Origin of the sequence: Pseudomonas sp. Irchel s3a12, from assembly GCF_900187485.1 — a bacterium.
Lineage (GTDB): Bacteria > Pseudomonadota > Gammaproteobacteria > Pseudomonadales > Pseudomonadaceae > Aquipseudomonas > Aquipseudomonas neuropathica.
The window spans coordinates 31,271-48,693 of sequence record NZ_FYDN01000013.1; the positions used below are offsets into that span (position 1 = coordinate 31,271).

The following is a 17,423-nucleotide window of genomic DNA, read 5'->3' on the forward strand; positions in this document are numbered from 1 at the left end:
AGGGCTGGGGTGAGGGGCTTCTGGGCTTGTAAGGCTTCTGAATCAAACAAAAAACCCGGCCGAAGCCGGGTTTCTCATCAAGCAATCACTGCATCCACGGTGGTGGCGGTGGCTCGTCAGACTTGCCTTTCGGCTCGTCGTCCGATGCACGGATGGCCTGCTTGCGTTCCTCGTCGAGGCGCGCCGCTTCGATCTCGCGCAGAACTCCGCCAACATCGGCCAGGTCTTCCGGATCATCGAACTCACCGGTCAGCACACTGTTCGGGTGCAAGGTGCCAGCTTCGTACAACGCCCACATTTCCTTGGCGTATTTGGTCAGCTTCAACTCCGGGGCAAAGCGTCCGAAGTAGGAAGCCATGTTGCCAACGTCGCGTTCCAGCATGCTGAACGCATGGTTGTTGCCGGCAGCGTCGACAGCTTGCGGCAGGTCGATGATGACCGGGCCGGTCGGCGTCAACAGCACGTTGAACTCCGACAGGTCACCGTGCACCAGACCGGTACACAACATCAGCACGATCTGCGAAATCAGGAACGCGTGATACTCGCGCGCCTGATCCGGCTCCAGCACCACGTCATTGAGACGCGGCGCGGCGTCGCCGAACTCGTCGGCCACCAGTTCCATCAACAGCACGCCGTCGAGGAAATCGTACGGTTTGGGCACCCGCACGCCGGCGCCGGCCAGACGGAACAGCGCCGCCACTTCGGCGTTCTGCCAGGCATCTTCGGTCTCTTTGCGACCGAACTTGGAGCCTTTCGCCATTGCGCGAGCCTGTCGGCTGTTGCGCACCTTGCGGCCTTCCTGATACTCGGCCGCCTGGCGGAAACTGCGTTTGTTCGCCTCCTTGTAGACCTTTGCGCAACGTAACTGATTGCCGCAGCGCACCACATAAACAGCTGCTTCTTTACCACTCATCAGTGGGCGCAGCACTTCGTCGACCAGACCGTCCTCGATCAGGGGTTCAATGCGTTTTGGAGTCTTCATCAGCTTTTATTGTGGGTCCTTTATTACCAAACACGCGAATGTCACTCGTTATACGGCAATCCTCGCATCACGGGGAGGGGTTGCCGACCTGTGAACGTTGAGAATGCACACACTGTGCCGGATTAAACAGGGCCAACTCTGCGCTCGCGCATCGACCGTGGGGAATCATAGCCGAGGCTGTTGTACTTGTTGGTACATGTCTTCAAGGGCATTTGCGACAGAATCTGACATCCGGCTGTTGTCCCCTCGGCAGTTTTTTGCAAAGTCGCCTCAATTTCCCTGTTTTGCAGCCGAAGCCCTCAATGACAGAGGGATTTGTCCGACAATCGTTCCACAACAATCAACGATGCCGTGCTCAGGGATACGGGTGATCCACAACGTTTTCGGCTGCCAATAAACCACAAGTCATCTGCACTGCGTGGGCCTACAAGAAAATCTGGAGCGCGGATGAACATCAAACAGAAATTGACGTGGGCGTTTGCAATCATCGCCTGCTTGCCGGTGGTGCTAGTCGCAACGCTGGTGGTGATGAACCTGCGCAGCGATGCCCGGGACAGTTTTGTCGACAGCAGCGGTCGCGAAATTCGTCAGGTCAGCAATGCCATGCAGCTGTTTTTTGATGGCATCAGCCAGAACGTCGATTACCTGGCGTCGCAGCCGCTGATCAAAAACACCGACGACAGCCTCAAGACCTACATGAGCGCCAACGCCGAATCCATCCCGCAAGGCGAGATGGACAAAAAGGTCTTCGCGTTCCTCCAGGACCTGGGCAACGCCCACCCGGCTTACGCCTACGCCATCGTTGGCACCGCCGCCGGCGGTTATGTGTCGTGGCCGGACGATCCGAAGCTCAACAACTACGACCCGCGTCAGCGGCCGTGGTACAAGGCTGCCCAGGCCAAACCGGGCAAACCGTTGCGGACCGCCGCTTACTACTGGGCGCAGGACGATGCGACCTACGTCAGCACCGTGCGCACCATCGACAACAAACTCGGCAGCAACGGCGGCGTGGTCAGCATCGACGTGACGCTCAAGCAGCTCACCGAGATCGTCAAACAGATCAAGCTGGGCGAAACCGGCTACCTGATGCTTCTGGAAAACAGCGGCACGGTGCTGGTCGATCCGAAACAGCCGGAACACAATTTCAAGCCGCTGGACAGCCTAGGCGAAGGCTATGCGCAACTGGCCAAGGCGGGCAAAGGCCTGGTCGAAGTCGAGCTTAACGGCGAGCGCTACATGGCCAACGTCTGGCCATCGGAGCAATTGGGCTGGACCTTCGTCGGCCTGATCAAGCAGAGCGATGTGATGAGCTCCGCCACGCAACTGACCTGGCTGATCGCGATCATCGCCGCCGTGCTGGCCGTGCTATTCGCCGTGGTCGGCGCCAGTTTTGCCAGCCTGATCGTGCGGCCGATCCGCAGCGTCGCCAGTGGCCTGGAAGGCATCGCGCAGGGCGAAGGCGACCTGACCAAAAACCTCGATATCCGAGGCAACGACGAAACCGCGCAACTGGCCAACTGGTTCAATCAGTTCCTCACCGCGATCCGCAGCCTGATTCAGCATATCGGCGGCGCCGCCGGGAAAATCCTCGCGACCTCGCAGAGTTCGACCCGCGTCTCAAGCGACATGGCCGAAGCCGCCGGGCGTCAGCGTGAAGCCGTGGACATGGTCTCGACCGCGTTCCACGAAATGGTCGCCACCGCCAACGAAGTCGCACGCTCGTGCAGTCAGGCAGCGGATTCGGCCGACAGCGGCCAGCGGCAGGCCCGCCAAGGTCAGCAGCAGATTGATGCGGCGGTAAACAGCGTCGACCAACTAAGCCAGGAGCTGGAGCAATCGGCGCAGTCTATGCAGCAACTGGAGCGTGACAGCAACGATATCCAGTCGATCCTCGGCACCATCCGCTCCATCGCCGAACAGACCAACCTGCTCGCGCTCAACGCCGCCATCGAAGCAGCGCGCGCCGGTGAGCAGGGCCGTGGTTTTGCCGTGGTCGCCGATGAGGTGCGCGCACTGGCCAAACGCACGGCGGATTCGACGGCGGAAATCGATGGCTTGCTCGGCAATCTGGCCAAGCGCACCAGTCAGGTCACGCAACAGATGCATGCCAGCCTGCAGGTCTCGCAGCAGTCGGTGACGCGTATCGGCGAGGCGCGCGAAAGCTTCGGGCAGATCCGCGAATCGGTGGACGTGATCCGTGACATGAACACGCAGATCGCCACCGCCGCCGAAGAACAGCATCAGGTAGCTGAGGACATCAACAGGCACATCAGCCAGATTCACGGGGATGCGCAGTTGGTGGCGGAACTGGCCAACTCGGCGCGCCTGGATTCGCAGAGTCTGGCGGGGTTGTCGAATGAGTTGGATGGGTTGGTCAGACGGTTTCGTACCTGAACCTCAAAAGCCACCCTCATCGGAACGCCGCCCGCCCAGCCCTCTCCCTGAGGGAGAGGGGGCTGACCGAGGTGTCTGGCGTTATGCATCGACCTGAAATACCGCGTCGAATATGGCTTGGCAGAATTCTCCAAATCAGTTCGATTCCGGATTCAGCACGACTCTCTCAGGTCGGTGTAACTCCGAAGCATCCCCCAATCAGTCCCCTCTCCCTTTGGGCGGTCCGACGTTTCGGGAGGGTTAGGGGCTCTTTCAGCGTCAGCGTTCGATGATGGCGGTGACGCCCTGCCCACCCGCCGCGCAAATCGATATCAACCCCCTGCCCTTCCCCGCTGCGTCCAGCAACTTCGCCAGGTTCGCCACGATGCGCCCTCCGGTCGCCGCAAACGGATGCCCGGCCGCCAGCGAACTGCCCTTCACGTTCAGCCGGCTACGATCAATCGAACCCAACGGCGCGTCGAGTCCCAGACGGGTTTTGCAGTATTCGGGATCTTCCCAGGCCTTCAACGTGCACAGCACTTGCGCCGCGAACGCTTCATGAATTTCGTAGTAGTCAAAATCCTGCAAGGTCAGCCCGTTGCGTGCCAGCAACCGTGGCACGGCATACACCGGCGCCATCAGCAGCCCTTCGGCGCCGTTGACGAAATCCACTGCCGCCGCTTCGCCATCGCGCAGATACGCGAGAATTGGCAAACCCCGTTCCTTCGCCCATTCCTCACTGCCGAGCAATACCACCGACGCGCCATCGGTCAGCGGCGTGGAGTTGCCTGCCGTCAACGTGCCTTTGGCGCTTTTTTCAAAGGCCGGTTTCAGCGTCGCGAGTTTTTCCAGGGTCAGGTCCGGGCGCAGGTTGTTGTCGCGGGTTAGACCAAGGAACGGCGTCATCAGGTCGTTGTGCCAGCCTTCGCTGTAGGACGCGGCGAGTTTGTGATGACTTCCGAGGGTCAGTTGATCCTGCTCTTCACGCGGGATCTGCCAGGTCTGCGCCATCAATTCACAGTGCTCGCCCATCGACAGCCCAGTGCGTGGTTCGCCGATGCGTGGAAAGTCGGGAATCAGATGTTTGGGGCGCAGTTGCAGAAAGGTTTTCAGTTTGTCGCCGGTGGTCTTGGCGCGGTTGGCTTGCAGGAGGATTCTGCGCAGGCCTTCGCTGACACCGATCGGCGCGTCCGAGGTGGTGTCGACGCCGCCGGCGATGCCGCTCTCGATCTGGCCGAGGGCGATCTTGTTCGCCACCAGAATCGCCGCTTCCAGACCGGTGCCGCAGGCTTGCTGAATGTCATAGGCGGGCGTGGCGGGTGACAGACGTGAGCCGAGCACGCATTCACGGGTCAGACTCATATCTCGTGACAATTTCAGCACCGCGCCCGCCACCACTTCACCGATGCGCTGGCCATGCAGGTTGTAGCGTTCGATCAGGCCCTCAAGGGCGGCGGTGAGCATCGCCTGATTGCTGGCCGTGGCGTACGGCCCGTTGGAACGGGCGAAAGGGATACGGTTACCGCCAATGATCGCGACGCGGCGCAGCTGACTCATGAATAACTCCTTTTCCGAAGGTTTGAATTCACGCCAATCCCCTGTAGGAGTGAGCCTGCTCGCGATAGCTGTGGGTCAGATAAACATTTCTTGACTGATACACCGCTATCGCGAGCAGGCTCACTCCTACAGGGGTCAGCTGTGTTTCTGAATGTGGGTTCGGCAACACAAACGCCGGGGGCAAACTACTCTGCTGTTCTAGCGTAGGCCTTATTGCGTGGATCGAACGATTGATTGCCATCGGTAGTCCACACTTTGAACCCCAACTTCTGGAGAGCGTTCCATGTCTGACCGCTATATCGACTTCGCCAACTCGTCCATCGGCCATCGCCTGGTCGGGGCGCTGGGCCTGCCGTCGCCGGTGCGGCTGGAACGCTGGCAGGCCGGGCGCCTGCGGCCGGTGGAAGGGGCGCTGCTGATCGGCGGCGGGCCGCTGGCGGAGCGCGTCAGTGCCTTCGCCAACCGTTTGACCGACGGCATCTACCGTTACGGCGAACAACCGGCAACCGCCACCGAATGGATTCCCGGCCACGGCCCGAAACTCAAAGCCGTGGTGTTCGACGCCAGCGAACTGCTGCACACCGACCAGCTCAAGCAACTGCGCGAATTCTTCCAGCCGTTGATGAAGAATCTAGAGCATAGCGCCCATCTGGTGATTCTTGGCCGTGCGCCGGAAACCCTCAGTGATCCGTTTGCTGCCAGTGCGCAACGAGCGCTGGAAGGGTTTTCCCGTTCGCTGGCCAAGGAGCTGCGCAGCGGCGGCACGCTGCAACTGATCTACGTCGGTGAGGGCGCCGAAGATCAACTGGAAGGCCCGCTGCGGTTTTTCCTCTCGCCGAAAAGTGCGTTCGTGTCCGGCCAGGTGATCCGCCTGACGGCTTGTGCGACGCCAGTGACTGACTGGACACGGCCGCTGGCCGGACGCAAGGCGCTGGTCACTGGTGCGGCTCGCGGTATCGGCGCATCGATTGCCGAGACCCTGGCGCGCGACGGCGCCGAGGTGATCCTGCTCGACGTGCCGCCGGCGAAGACCGATCTGGAAGCCCTCGCCGCCCGCCTCGGCGGCCGCGCGATTACCCTGGATATCTGCGCCACCGACGCCGCCACGCAACTGATCGGACAACTGCCTGACGGCCTCGATATTCTGGTGCACAACGCCGGCATCACCCGCGACAAAACCTTGGCCAATATGACCCCGGAATTTTGGGATGCAGTGCTGGCGGTCAACCTCAACGCGCCGCAAGTGCTGACCCAGGCACTGCTCGACAGCGGCACGCTGCACGACAACGCGCGGGTGATTCTGCTGGCCTCGATCAGCGGCATTGCCGGCAATCGCGGGCAAACCAACTACGCCGCGAGCAAGGCTGGGCTGATTGGTCTTGCGCAGGCCTGGGCACCGACACTGCTGGAACGCGGCATCAGCATCAACGCCGTTGCGCCCGGTTTTATCGAAACGCAAATGACTGCACACATTCCGTTTGGCCTGCGTGAGGCGGGCCGGCGCATGAGTTCGCTCGGTCAGGGCGGTTTACCGCAAGACGTCGCCGAAGCCGTCGCGTGGCTGGCGCAACCGGGCACCGGCGCATTCACCGGGCAGGCACTGCGCGTCTGTGGACAAAGCGTTCTGGGGGCTTAGGCATGAGCATGGAATGGCATACGCTGGATCGCGAACCGAGTCTGCCCGGGCTCTACGCACGGGCGGCGACGCGACGCAAAATCACCGGCACCCAATTACCCGACAGCGGCTTGCGCTGTTGGGCCGATGTCGATGGCCAACGCCTGGCGGGCTATCGCAAGGTCTGCGGATTCGTCGATGACGGTCTATTGCCGCCGACGTATCCGCACATCCTCGCCTTTGCATTGCAGATGCAATTGCTCACCGCCAAAGCATTTCCGTTCCCGCTGTTGGGGCTGATTCATCTGAGCAACCGCATTCGCGTGTTGCGCCCGATGGGCGGGATCGGTCGGGCGCAGGTCAGCGTGCGCGTGACGAATCTGCAAGCGCATCCCAAAGGTGCGACGTTCGATCTGCTGACCACCCTGGATGATCAGCTCGGGCCGTTGTGGGAAGCCGAAAGCCAGATGCTCTGTCGCGGTGTGAAACTTGAGGGCGAGCCGGCCGAGCAGACCTGGGAGCCGTCGCAATCGCTGGTGGAGGTGGCGCGCTGGAAAGCCCCGGTCGATATCGGTCGGCAATACGCCAAAGTGTCCGGCGACTACAACCCGATTCACCTGAGTGCGGCCAGTGCCAGGCTGTTTGGCTTTCCAACAGCGATCGCCCATGGTTTGTGGAACAAGGCGCGAACGCTCGCGGCGCTGGGCGATCATTTGCCCAAGGCCAACCTTGAGATCGCCGTGCACTTTCGTAAACCGGTGCGCCTGCCCAGTGAGGTGACCTTGCTGGCGAGTGCGGCGGGGTCCAGTGGTGAGTTGCGGCTGATCGGTGCACAAGACCTCGAACACATGGTCGGGCAGTGGCAACCCATTGCCTGAGCTCGCGGCACACCATTAATTGTGTGTATATAACTTAAGTTTTCGCCGTCCTTCCCCCTTCCACTGAAAAAACCAGGGCCTTGATTATCAAGGCCTTTTTTTGTCCGGCTATATCCTGGGTATTAGTCCTTAGGCGCTGAACTTCACCTTATATATAAAGGCGTTAATACCAACTTGAGAATGGCCTGAAACCTGCCCCTGGACTGAGATTGAGCACAACGGGCGAAGGCATCACCGACAACAGATCGGCGAGCCATCGAAGACAACGAACGTTGTGACAGGTGCAAGGAATCTCAATCATGAAAACTCAAAACGTGTGGTGCAAATCGGCAATCGCTCTGGCATTGATTCTCTCCCTTGGCGTCACCGGGTGCAGCAGCGGTGGTGGCGGTCATAAAAGCAGTTCCGGCAGTTCTTCGGCGGATGGTACGGCGGGTACTGGTGGCACATCGGGTACTGGCAGCACAGGTGGCACGGGTGGCAGCGGTGATACCGCAGGCACTGGCGGAACCGGTGGCACGGGTGGTACAGGCGGCACTGGTGGCACTGATCCGACTAATCCAACCAACCCGACAGACCCGACTGACCCCACTAACCCGACCAACCCAACCACCACACCGTTGGTGACCACCACGTTGGTGCAGGATGTCGGTAATACCGTCGCTGGCGTCGGCGATGGCGTTGGCCAGATCGGCGACTCGCTGAGCACCGTACCGGTGGTCGGTGGTGTGGTGCAGAGTGCGGCCAACACCGCAGGCAATGTTGTCAGCACCTTGGGTGATGGCGTCGCCGATGGCGTAGGCAAACTGGCCACCGACCCTAATGGCCTGACCACCACCGTTGCTTCGGTTGGCGGTGTAGTGACGGATGTTGGCAACGGCGTCTCCGACCTCAGCGCCAAGCTGTCCACTGCCACCACCAGCGTGCCAGTGGTGGGCGGTGTAGTCACCAGAGTCGCGCCGTTGGTTGATGGGGTCGGCGAGAAAGTCACCATGCTCGGTAATACCCTCGACACCACGCTGACCAGCGGCCCGACCAGTCAACTGACAAACAAACTCGGCAGTAGCCTGGTGCCAGTGATCGCGATGGTTGAAAGCACCACTGACAAAGTCGGCGATGCGACCGGTCTGGGCGATCCGCTCAAAGGCGTGGTTGCGCAAGTCGGTGGCGCGGTGAACACACTGGGCGGCAATGTTACCGATGCGGGTAACGGCAACGCCTTGACCAACACACTCGGCGGCGCGTTGAGCGATACCGGCACCGCAGTCGCCAAGGCTGGCGGTCTGGTGTCCAACGGCACTGGTTCGGGTACTGGTGGAGTGGGCGGTGGCCTCGGTGGTACTGGCCTGCTGCAAACCGTTGGCGGCGCGGTGGTCAATGTCGGCTCAGGTCTGGCGGCAGGCAACGGCACTCTCGCAGCGCCTGGCAACGTCCTCGCTGCGGCCGGCAACACAGTGGCTTCGCTCAACACCGTACTCGGCGGTTCGGGCACCCCGATCACCGCAACCACCTCACCTCTGGCCACGGTTGGCGGAACCTTGGGGGCAGGCCTGAACCCGGTTACCAGTGCGGTTACCAACGTGACCCAACAAGTCGGCGCCGCTACCGGTATCGGCTCACCTGTTGCAGGTCTCACCGGCCAGGTGGGCGGCGCGGTCAGCAGTATCGGCGGCAGCATTGCCGCGACCAACAACCCGGTCACCACCGCAGTCGGTGGTCTGGTCAGCAACGTTGGCGGCACCGTCGCCGCCGTCGGTGGCCTGGTCAACGGCGGTACCAGCGGGGGTACCACCAGTGGCGGTCTGGGCGGTGTACTCGGTGGTCTGACTGGCACCCTGGGAGGCAACACACGCTAAATTGCACCTGGCCGATTCGACGGCCTCACCTACAGCGCCTACGCTTGGTTGAGGGCGGAAGATTCCCACGAGTCTTCCGCCTTTTTTCTTAGGAAAATTCAGCCCAGTGCCGTGATCTGACCATGGAGTGTCCTATGCGCGTAATGGCATCCCTGCTGTTCCTCAGTCTCAGTTCCGCCGCCCTCGCCGACACCCTGCCCAGCTTTCTCAACAGCAACGAAACCATCCGCAATCTGCCGGTGCCGAACCTGCCGGCCGATGCCTATCGCCCAAGCGCCACGCCCGTGCAGGTGCCGGACGCCGGTGCCGCCGCTGCGCAACCGCTGTTGATGGACACCAAGATCAAACTGCAAACCGTGCAGATCGAAGGCGGCACCCTCTACCCGCTCAACGAGCTCGCCGAAATCTATAAGCCCCTGATCGGCCGGCAAGCCACGCTCGCCGAGCTGATCGAGGCCACGCGCAACATCACTCGACGCTATCAGCAGGACGGCTACCTGCTGTCCTACGCGTTCTTGCCGCAGCAAAATTTCAATGACGGCGTAGCGCGCGTGGTGCTGGTGGAAGGCTACGTCCGCGATATCCAGATCCAGGGCGATGTCGGCCGGGTCAAAGTCCTGCTCGACAAACTGGCGGCGAAGATTCAGACCGAGCGGCCGCTGACCCGCAAGACGTTCGAGCGCTACACCACGCTGATGACGCGCATTCCCGGGGTGACGATCCAGGCCCAGGTGCCACCGCCCGGCACCACCGACGGCGCCACAACACTGGTGGCCCAGGCCAGTCGCAAACCCTTCACCAGTACGCTGAGCACCACCGAAGACAACCGCAACGGCACCCAGGCCCTGCTCGGTGTCAGCAGCAATTCGCAGACCGCGATGGGCGAGCAACTGACCCTCAGCGGCCTGTTCCCACCGGGTGACGATCACGAACATTACTACCGGCTCGACTACAACCAGTTCATCAATGACGAGGGCGCACAACTGGCGCTGTCGGCTTCACGCTACCGTGCTGACCCCGGCACCAATGTCCTGCTCGACAATGGCCTGCAACTCAAACCGCACCGCGAAAACGACCGCTACTCGATCGGTTTCACCTTGCCACTGATTGCCGCCTCCAACGAACTGCTAACGGCCGGTTCAAGGCTTTACGCGGTCAACGACAAGACCCGCTACAAGGTGATCGGCTTCCCGCTGAGTGTCGAAGAACGCACCGACATCCGCGCCCTCGCCTTCGAGAGCGACTGGCGCAAGGCCGATGCCCGCCAACTGCGAATCCTCAGTGGCGGTGTGTACCAAGGCGTCGACAGCATGGGCGCGAAAACCAACAACAACGCCATCGACCTCGACTTCTTTCGCCTGCGCCTGTCTGGCGTGCAGAGCGACAAGTTCCTCGACAACTGGCAAGGCGTGCTGTCTGCCGCACTGTACTGGAGCGACGACACCCTGCCCGACAGCGAGCGCGCGGTGTTCGGCGGGCAGAACTTCGGTCGTGGTTATCCCGACGATCAAGCCTCCGGCGACAAGGGCTGGGGCGTGGCGTACGAGGTCAACTACAGCTTCAACCGCGACGGCAACTGGGTGCGCATCCTGCAACCGTACTTCGTCCTTGATCGCTCACGCAGCTGGTTCAACGAATTGCCGGTAAAGGCCAACAACCTGTCATCGGCGGCGATCGGGCTACGGTTTGGCGATGCCAAGTACTACAACATTGCGCTGGAAGCGGCGAAGGCGATGTCGGATGAAGCGCTGGACACGTTCAATCGCCGGACGCGGTACAGCATCAGTTTCAGTTATCAGTTGTAAGCCGAAACACCCAAGAGGCTTCTGCAGCGGCGGGTGGAGTGTACAAACGGCAGAACTGGGTCGGATTGCAGGCCGCCATCGCGAGCAGGCTCACTCCTACAGTTGAATTGGGTGCATACAGAGAGAGATTGATCGCTGTCAGGCCGCCATCGCGAGCAGGCTCATTCCTACAGTTGGATTGAGTGCATTCAGTTAGAAATTGGCCGGCTGTCAGGCCGCTTTCGCAGGAACGCCGTCCGCAGCAAACTCGCCCCCACAGAAAAGCCAAAGCAAAACAGCGCACACCGCGCACCGCGCATCGCTACCGCTCCTCACCACTCAACAGGATGAGCGTTAGCTCGGCTGCAGCTCTTGATCTTGATTCACCGGCCGCGTCGGCAGGCTGAGTGGAGGGATTGATCCGGGGGTGGGAGCGCAGCGACCGTTTGGCGAAGCCAAACACAGCGAGAGGAGGTGCAGCGAAGCAAACCGTAGGCGCTGCCCCCGGATCGATCCCGGAGCGAAGGAACCCCGAGCCTCAGCGAGTGGGCCGAACGTTGCGGCAAGCCTTTTTGGGTACTTTTTCGGCGTCTGGAAAAAGTGCCTCGCCGTAAGGGCGAAACCGCCAGCTGCAACACCCAAAAAAACGGATATTCACCCAAAACACCCAAAGCACGGTCGGCCCAGAGGCCGCCGAGCTCAACCTCAGCCAACCTGAACCTTAGGCTTGGGAAACAAATTATCCAAAGTCTCCAACAACCTGACGTAATAAATCGGCTTGCGAAACAGATCCACCACCTGCAACCGCAACAAATCACTGACGTCTTCCATATCCGCATGCCCCGACATCACAATCACCGGCAAATGCTGCCGAGAAGTATGCTCACGCAACCGCTTGATCAACGACATCCCGGACTCCTCCGGCATACGCAAATCAGTAATCACCAGCGCGATATCGGGATGGCGAGTCAGATGATGCAACGCCAGCTTCACCGACGTCGCCGCATGACAGACAAACCCCTCACCCTCCAGCAACTCCGCCAGTTCCAGGAGCGCGTCCTCTTCATCGTCAACCAAAAGCAACTGTTGGCGGTGCGGCGAAGACGCGTTCATAGGCAATACCTGAAGGCTGAATGGAAAATCCATTGTAGTGCGATATCAGCCAGGTGCAGCGTTCCCATGACTCAAGGCGTCGGCCGTGTCACAGCCGTACCATCAAGAGACGTCAAAATATTATTGAAGATCGCCAGCACCCTATCGCCAAGAGGGGTTACGAATGCCACAACCACGACAGCGACCATCGCCACCACAATGGCGTACTCGATCGCCGAAGCCCCTTCTTCATTCTTGATGAACACCCGGGCTCTGGACATTAGATAGTCGAAAGTCATGCGAAACATAGGACTGCTCCTTTGCGCCTCTGGCGCTGATGTCACTACAACGGCAAAGACCCACCGTGCCATTTGAGCATTGTCAAGAAACCCCCACCCAACAACTGTAAGAACGGATTAACCGGAAAGTATTAATCCAATCGTGTTTTTGCCATCGGCTGCTGTTAATTGGCCAAGACTCATACTTTCGTGAGTTATTTTCCTGTCAGTAATGGCGTTTTGGCTTGGATCAGCTAGCGTGGAAATAGCGAAATAGTTGCATGTTCATAGCTGCCGGATTGGGAACTTCTCTCGTTAGCAATAGCAGTGGGTAGTGCAGCAGGAAAGGGAGAGCCGTCATGAACAGTCGCGTCACCATGGGCCTTGCAGCCATCCTGTTATTGGGAGCCATTTTTGTCGGTTACTGGGGACTGGTACTCAGTCGTCAACCAGCGCCCGTCGCCGTCGCCCCCGTCGCCCCAACTGTCACTGTTGAAAAAACTGTCGCGATCGCCGAAGACCAGACCCGCCAACCCGTGGTGGTGCTGCTGCACGATGTGCCACCCTTCACTGCGCTGACCGCCGCCGATGTAGCGGTGGAAAAACTGCGCAGTGCACCGGCGGGCAGCTTGAGCACTGTCGATCAGGCCATTGGCCGCACACCTTGGCGGCACCTCAGCGCCGGCACCTGGCTGAACGATGAAAGCTTCACCGCCGGCGGTTCACTGGCACGCATGATTCACAGTGACGAACGCGCGCTCACCGTGGCTGTTGACGAAGTGATCGGTGCCGCCGGGCAACTGATTCCCGGCGATTACGTCGATGTCTTGCTCTACCTGCGCCAGGATTCCAGCAACCTCGAACAGTCGGCACAGATCGTTTTACCGGCCATGCGTGTGCTGGGTGTCGGCGATCAATACGGCCTGACCAACGACGGCCAACCCGCCTCGCCGGCCCTGAGCGCCGAGGAAAAACTCAAACAGGATCAACGCCGCGTCGCCGCGCGCACCGTGGTGCTGGCAGTGCCGGAACAACTGCTCAGCCGACTGATGCTGGCAACGCAAGTCGGCACCTTGCGTCTGGCCGTACGCAGCAGTGAAGAACAACGTCTGGCCAAATACTGGGCTGGAGAAACTCAGGCGCCGGCACATCTGAACAATGCCAACAGCCAACTCTTCCAGTTCACCCAACTGGCCTTGGGCGCTGGACCGAAAGCGCCTACCGGCGGCGGTTCCGGTGCGGCCCCGAGGCCTGCCGTGGAAATCATTCGCGGCAACCAGATCACCCAACAAAACCCATGACTGCGCAAGGATCCAAGGGCATGCAGAGTCGTTTCAGGCCGACATTCAAACCCATGCTGCGCGCCCTGTTACTGATGGGCCTGTCGATGGACGCTGCGTTCGCGGCAGTCGGCAATTGTTCGGCACTGGGGCGCATGCCGCCAGTGATCGAAATCGGCGAAGGGTTTCAGCAGGACGTGCAGTCCCCCGTGGCGATCACGCGTCTGGCCATCGGCGACCCGAAAATCGCCGACGTCCACGCCAACGGCAGCTCGTCCTTTCTGCTCACCGGTGTTGCACCCGGCGCCACCAGCCTGATGGTCTGGACGTCGTGTTCGAGCGAGCCGCGCCAGAGCATGGTGTTCGTTCAGGGCGCCGCCACCGCCGCGCTGAACAGCAGTCTGCCGTCGGATGATCCGAACCTGCCGTCGCAAGTGCAGACCGACATTCGTTTCGTCGAAGTCAGCCGCACCAAACTCAAGCAAGCCACCGCCTCACTGATCGGTACGCGCGGCAATTTCCTCTTCGGTTCGCCCGGCACCCTGCCGCCGATTGACGGGGTGCCGCAGCCCCGCCTGCCGGTGGACAACTCGCTGTTCAACTTCTCGTGGATCGGCGGCAAGACCATGGCAATCATCAATGCCCTGGAAACCAGCGGCTTCGCCTACACCCTCGCGCGGCCAAGTCTGGTGGCGTTGAACGGGCAGAGCGCAAGCTTTCTGGCCGGCGGTGAAATTCCGATTCCGGTGCCCAGCTCCGGCAGCGACAGCGTGTCGATCGAATACAAGGAATTCGGCATCCGCCTGACCCTCACGCCGACCATCATCGGTCGCGACCGCATCGCGTTGAAGGTCGCCCCGGAAGTCAGCGAACTGGACTTCAGTAACGCCGTACAGATCGCCGGCACCACTGTGCCGGCGCTGACTATCCGCCGCACCGACACCAGCGTGTCGCTGGGCGATGGCGAGAGTTTCGTCATCAGTGGCTTGATCAGCACCACCAACAGCTCGCAGGTGAACAAGTTTCCCGGCCTCGGTGACATCCCGGTGCTCGGCGCTTTTTTCAAAGGCTCGCAGATCAAGCGCGAAGAGCGCGAACTGCTGATGATCGTCACCCCGCACCTGGTGCAGCCATTGGCCGCCGATGCCCAGTTGCCGTCGTTGCCCGGGGAAAAACTGCGCAATTACGACCCGAACTTCTACCGCATGTTCTTCTTGGAAAACGGCAATTTCGACAAGCGCAGCGGGTTATCCCAATGAGCCAGAACCTGAGCCAGACCTTTCTCGCCATCACCCGCAACAGCACCGATCTGGAGTGGCTGCAGGGCGCGCTCGCGCCGCTCGGCCAAGTGGTCAGCGCCGGTGGCGGCAGCCTGGATGAGTTGCTGGCGCTGGTGGATGTCACCTTTGCCAGCCTGGTGTTCGTCGGCCTGGATCGCGAACACGTGGTCGCCCAGAGCGCGTTGATCGAAGGCGCGCTGGAGGCCAAACCGATGCTGGCGATCGTGGCCCTCGGCGACGGCATGGACAATCAGCTGGTGCTCAATGCCATGCGTGCCGGGGCCCGGGATTTTGTCGCCTACGGTTCGCGCTCCAGTGAAGTCGCCGGGCTGGTGCGGCGCTTGAGCAAACGCCTGCCGCCCGTAGCGCCGAATACGCAACTCGGCGGCCTTACGGTCATGTATGGCGTGCAGAGCAGTTCCGATGGAGCACTGTTGGCCAACCATATGGCCCTGGTGGTGCAAAAGAGCGGTCAGCAAACCTTGCTGCTCGATCTCGGTCTGCCGCGCGGTGACAGCCTCGCCCTGCTCGGGCTGGAAAGTTCGTTTCACTTTGGCGATGCCCTGCGTCACTTGCGCCGGCTCGACGCCACACTGATCGACAGCGCCTTCACCAGCGCCGAAGCCGGCCTGCGCATTCTCGCCTACGCCAGCAACGATGAGCCGTTGGAAAACACCAGCGCCGCCGAGCTGTACATGTTGCTCAGCGCCCTGCGCCAGCACTTCCAGCACATCGTCGTGAACCTCACCGGGCAGACCGACAGCGAGGCGTTGCGCACCTTTGTCAGCCATTGCGACAAGTTGCTCTGGTACACCGACCAGAACGTGCTCAACTGCCGGCGCAACCTCGCCGTGCTCAATCTGTGGCGAGAAAAAGGCATGAAGCTCGACCACGGGCGGCTGCTGATCGACCGTTACTTGAGCAACGTTGCGCCCAATTCGGAAACCCTCGGCAAGACCTTCAATCTGGAAGTGATCGCCACGCTGGCCCTCACTCCAGAAGTGCGCCTGAACGCAAAAAACCAGGGCGTCAGCCTGTTCGAACTGGCCCCGCGCGAAAAACTCACCCAGAGCCTGCGTGCGCTCGGTGAACGTCTGGCCAAACGTTCCGAGGGTCTGGCCAAGCCCAAAGTCACCTGGTTCGACCGCTTGCGAGGCACCTCATGAGCGCAGAAAAACTCTTCGGCGCTGCGCCCCGCAGCAGCGGCGGCAACAGCGATCACGAAGGCCTGAAACTGGTCCTGCATCGCTACATCATCGACGCCCTCGAAGAGTCGGGCAAAAACTTGCTGGAAGGTTCACGCCAACAACTCGCACAGTTCGTCACCGACAAAGTCGCCGAGTACATCGCCCGTTTGCACCTGGCGATTTCCCGCTACGAGATGGAGCGGCTAGCCGAAGAGATCGTCGACGAACTCACCGGTTTCGGTCCGCTGGAGGTGTTGCTGCGCGATCACTCGGTGACGGAGATTCTGGTCAACGGCCCGCATCGGGTATTCATCGAACGCGACGGTGTGCTGCACCAGAGTGACCTGCGGTTTATCGATGCCCATCACGTCGAACGCGTGATGCAACGCATCCTTGCACCACTCGGACGACGCCTCGACGAGTCCTCACCGATGGTCGACGCACGCCTGCCCGATGGCAGTCGGGTCAATGCGATCATTCCGCCGATTGCCCTCGACGGCCCCTGCCTGTCGATTCGCAAATTCCGCAAGGACATGCTTAAAAGCAGCGACCTGATCGCCATGCAAACCGTCGACCTGTCGATCTTCGAGTTTTTCCAGGATGCCGTCGGCAAGCGCTGCAACATCCTGATCAGCGGCGGCACCGGCACCGGCAAGACCACGCTGCTGAACATTCTCAGCCAGTTGATCAACCCGCACGAACGTCTGGTGACCATCGAAGACGTCGCCGAATTGCAGCTCGGCCACCCCCACGTGGTGCGCCTGGAAACCCGTCCGCCGAATGCCGAAGGCCACGGTGAAGTGAAGGCCAGCGACCTGATCCGCAATGCCCTGCGGATGCGCCCCGACCGGATCATCCTCGGCGAGATTCGTGGCGTCGAAGTGGTCGATGTACTCACGGCGATGAACACCGGTCACGACGGCTCGATGAGCACCGTGCACGCCAACAACGCCCAGGATGCGCTGCTGCGCCTGGAAACGCTGGTCGGTCTGACGGGCCGTTCCATCGCCGAACGCACCCTGCGCCAGATGATCTGCGCGGCCCTCGACGTGATCATCCAGTTGACGCGCATGCCTGACGGGCGCCGTTGCGTCAGCGAGGTCGTGGAAGTGGTCGGCATTCGCGAAGACGTCTACGTCACCAACACGCTGTTCCGCCTCGACCGCCGCAGCGGTTTCGGTTTCTTGCGCGAAGCCGTCAATCCGGCCGGCGACAAGCTGCGCCACGAGACACATCTGGGCTGACGGCAAGGAGCATCGAG

The 17,423-nt window shown here is 61.0% G+C and carries 13 protein-coding genes and 1 pseudogene; 10 read left to right on the top strand and 4 right to left on the bottom strand.

Going from position 1 to position 17,423, the window contains the following annotated elements:
* Positions 1 to 85 precede the first annotated feature (85 nt).
* On the bottom strand, positions 86 to 982 hold the full coding sequence (locus CKW14_RS21330; RefSeq protein ID WP_095047388.1) for a PA4780 family RIO1-like protein kinase: 897 nt from the start codon (positions 980 to 982) through the stop codon (positions 86 to 88).
* A 528-nt stretch (positions 983 to 1,510) separates the two neighbouring features.
* On the opposite strand from CKW14_RS21330, the pseudogene CKW14_RS30520 reads away from it, so the two are divergent.
* Together CKW14_RS30520 and CKW14_RS30525 are read left to right on the top strand one after the other, a co-directional pair.
* A pseudogene (locus CKW14_RS30520) lies at positions 1,511 to 2,518 on the top strand (cache domain-containing protein); the annotation flags it as partial.
* Positions 2,519 to 2,647: 129 nt separating this feature from the next.
* Entirely contained in the window at positions 2,648 to 3,376 is a 729-nt protein-coding gene (locus CKW14_RS30525; protein WP_371857759.1) for a methyl-accepting chemotaxis protein, read from the top strand.
* A 258-nt stretch (positions 3,377 to 3,634) separates the two neighbouring features.
* On the opposite strand, the gene CKW14_RS21340 is transcribed toward CKW14_RS30525, so the two are convergent.
* Positions 3,635 to 4,912, bottom strand: a complete 1,278-nt coding sequence (locus CKW14_RS21340) for an acetyl-CoA C-acetyltransferase (protein WP_095126093.1) — start codon at positions 4,910 to 4,912, stop codon at positions 3,635 to 3,637.
* A 283-nt stretch (positions 4,913 to 5,195) separates the two neighbouring features.
* Between CKW14_RS21340 and CKW14_RS21345 the strand changes: the two genes are divergently transcribed.
* From CKW14_RS21345 to CKW14_RS21360, 4 genes are all read left to right on the top strand, one after another.
* Positions 5,196 to 6,548 carry a 3-oxoacyl-ACP reductase gene (locus CKW14_RS21345; RefSeq protein WP_095126094.1) on the top strand — a complete coding sequence of 451 codons (1,353 nt, stop codon included), beginning with the start codon at positions 5,196 to 5,198 and terminating at the stop codon, positions 6,546 to 6,548.
* A 2-nt stretch (positions 6,549 to 6,550) separates the two neighbouring features.
* The gene (locus tag CKW14_RS21350) at positions 6,551 to 7,405 is read left to right on the top strand and encodes a MaoC family dehydratase (RefSeq protein WP_095126095.1); all 855 of its coding nucleotides are present in this window, start codon (positions 6,551 to 6,553) and stop codon (positions 7,403 to 7,405) included.
* A 299-nt stretch (positions 7,406 to 7,704) separates the two neighbouring features.
* The gene (locus CKW14_RS21355) at positions 7,705 to 9,261 is read left to right on the top strand and encodes a collagen-like triple helix repeat-containing protein (protein ID WP_095126096.1); all 1,557 of its coding nucleotides are present in this window, start codon (positions 7,705 to 7,707) and stop codon (positions 9,259 to 9,261) included.
* Between the two features lie 134 nt (positions 9,262 to 9,395).
* A complete protein-coding gene (locus tag CKW14_RS21360) occupies positions 9,396 to 11,066 on the top strand; it encodes a ShlB/FhaC/HecB family hemolysin secretion/activation protein (RefSeq protein WP_095126097.1) in 1,671 nt (556 codons plus the stop codon).
* Between the two features lie 684 nt (positions 11,067 to 11,750).
* Here the strand turns inward: CKW14_RS21360 and CKW14_RS21365 are convergent.
* Positions 11,751 to 12,158, bottom strand: coding sequence for a response regulator (locus tag CKW14_RS21365; RefSeq protein WP_095047381.1), 408 nt, complete (start codon positions 12,156 to 12,158; stop codon positions 11,751 to 11,753).
* Positions 12,159 to 12,229: 71 nt separating this feature from the next.
* Entirely contained in the window at positions 12,230 to 12,436 is a 207-nt protein-coding gene (locus CKW14_RS21370; RefSeq protein ID WP_095047415.1) for a Flp family type IVb pilin, read from the bottom strand.
* Between the two features lie 338 nt (positions 12,437 to 12,774).
* Here CKW14_RS21370 and cpaB point away from each other — a divergent pair, with 338 nt between their 5' ends.
* The 4 genes from cpaB to CKW14_RS21390 are packed head-to-tail and all read left to right on the top strand — an operon-like array spanning position 12,775 to position 17,406.
* Entirely contained in the window at positions 12,775 to 13,716 is a 942-nt protein-coding gene (gene cpaB, locus CKW14_RS21375) for a Flp pilus assembly protein CpaB (protein WP_095126098.1), read from the top strand.
* Between the two features lie 20 nt (positions 13,717 to 13,736).
* Positions 13,737 to 14,954 (top strand): type II and III secretion system protein family protein, encoded by a 1,218-nt coding sequence (locus CKW14_RS21380; RefSeq protein ID WP_093430274.1) that lies wholly within the window; start codon positions 13,737 to 13,739, stop codon positions 14,952 to 14,954.
* On the top strand, positions 14,951 to 16,141 hold the full coding sequence (locus CKW14_RS21385) for a Flp pilus assembly protein, ATPase CpaE (protein WP_007914643.1): 1,191 nt from the start codon (positions 14,951 to 14,953) through the stop codon (positions 16,139 to 16,141). Before CKW14_RS21380 ends, CKW14_RS21385 begins: the two co-directional genes overlap by 4 nt.
* On the top strand, positions 16,138 to 17,406 hold the full coding sequence (locus CKW14_RS21390) for a CpaF family protein (protein WP_093430272.1): 1,269 nt from the start codon (positions 16,138 to 16,140) through the stop codon (positions 17,404 to 17,406). Before CKW14_RS21385 ends, CKW14_RS21390 begins: the two co-directional genes overlap by 4 nt.
* Positions 17,407 to 17,423 lie beyond the last annotated feature (17 nt).

Bases quoted from the DNA above. Each gene is read 5' to 3' on its own strand.
- CKW14_RS21340 (WP_095126093.1), bottom strand. From the start codon at position 4,912: ATGAGTCAGCTGCGCCGCGTCGCGATCATTGGCGGTAACCGTATCCCT.
- cpaB (WP_095126098.1), top strand. From the start codon at position 12,775: ATGAACAGTCGCGTCACCATGGGCCTTGCAGCCATCCTGTTATTGGGA.
- CKW14_RS21355 (WP_095126096.1), top strand. From the start codon at position 7,705: ATGAAAACTCAAAACGTGTGGTGCAAATCGGCAATCGCTCTGGCATTG.
- CKW14_RS30525 (WP_371857759.1), top strand. From the start codon at position 2,648: ATGGTCTCGACCGCGTTCCACGAAATGGTCGCCACCGCCAACGAAGTC.
- CKW14_RS21345 (WP_095126094.1), top strand. From the start codon at position 5,196: ATGTCTGACCGCTATATCGACTTCGCCAACTCGTCCATCGGCCATCGC.
- CKW14_RS21350 (WP_095126095.1), top strand. From the start codon at position 6,551: ATGAGCATGGAATGGCATACGCTGGATCGCGAACCGAGTCTGCCCGGG.
- CKW14_RS21330 (WP_095047388.1), bottom strand. From the start codon at position 982: ATGAAGACTCCAAAACGCATTGAACCCCTGATCGAGGACGGTCTGGTC.
- CKW14_RS21385 (WP_007914643.1), top strand. From the start codon at position 14,951: ATGAGCCAGAACCTGAGCCAGACCTTTCTCGCCATCACCCGCAACAGC.
- CKW14_RS21360 (WP_095126097.1), top strand. From the start codon at position 9,396: ATGCGCGTAATGGCATCCCTGCTGTTCCTCAGTCTCAGTTCCGCCGCC.
- CKW14_RS21365 (WP_095047381.1), bottom strand. From the start codon at position 12,158: ATGAACGCGTCTTCGCCGCACCGCCAACAGTTGCTTTTGGTTGACGAT.
- CKW14_RS21390 (WP_093430272.1), top strand. From the start codon at position 16,138: ATGAGCGCAGAAAAACTCTTCGGCGCTGCGCCCCGCAGCAGCGGCGGC.
- CKW14_RS21380 (WP_093430274.1), top strand. From the start codon at position 13,737: ATGCAGAGTCGTTTCAGGCCGACATTCAAACCCATGCTGCGCGCCCTG.
- CKW14_RS21370 (WP_095047415.1), bottom strand. From the start codon at position 12,436: ATGACTTTCGACTATCTAATGTCCAGAGCCCGGGTGTTCATCAAGAAT.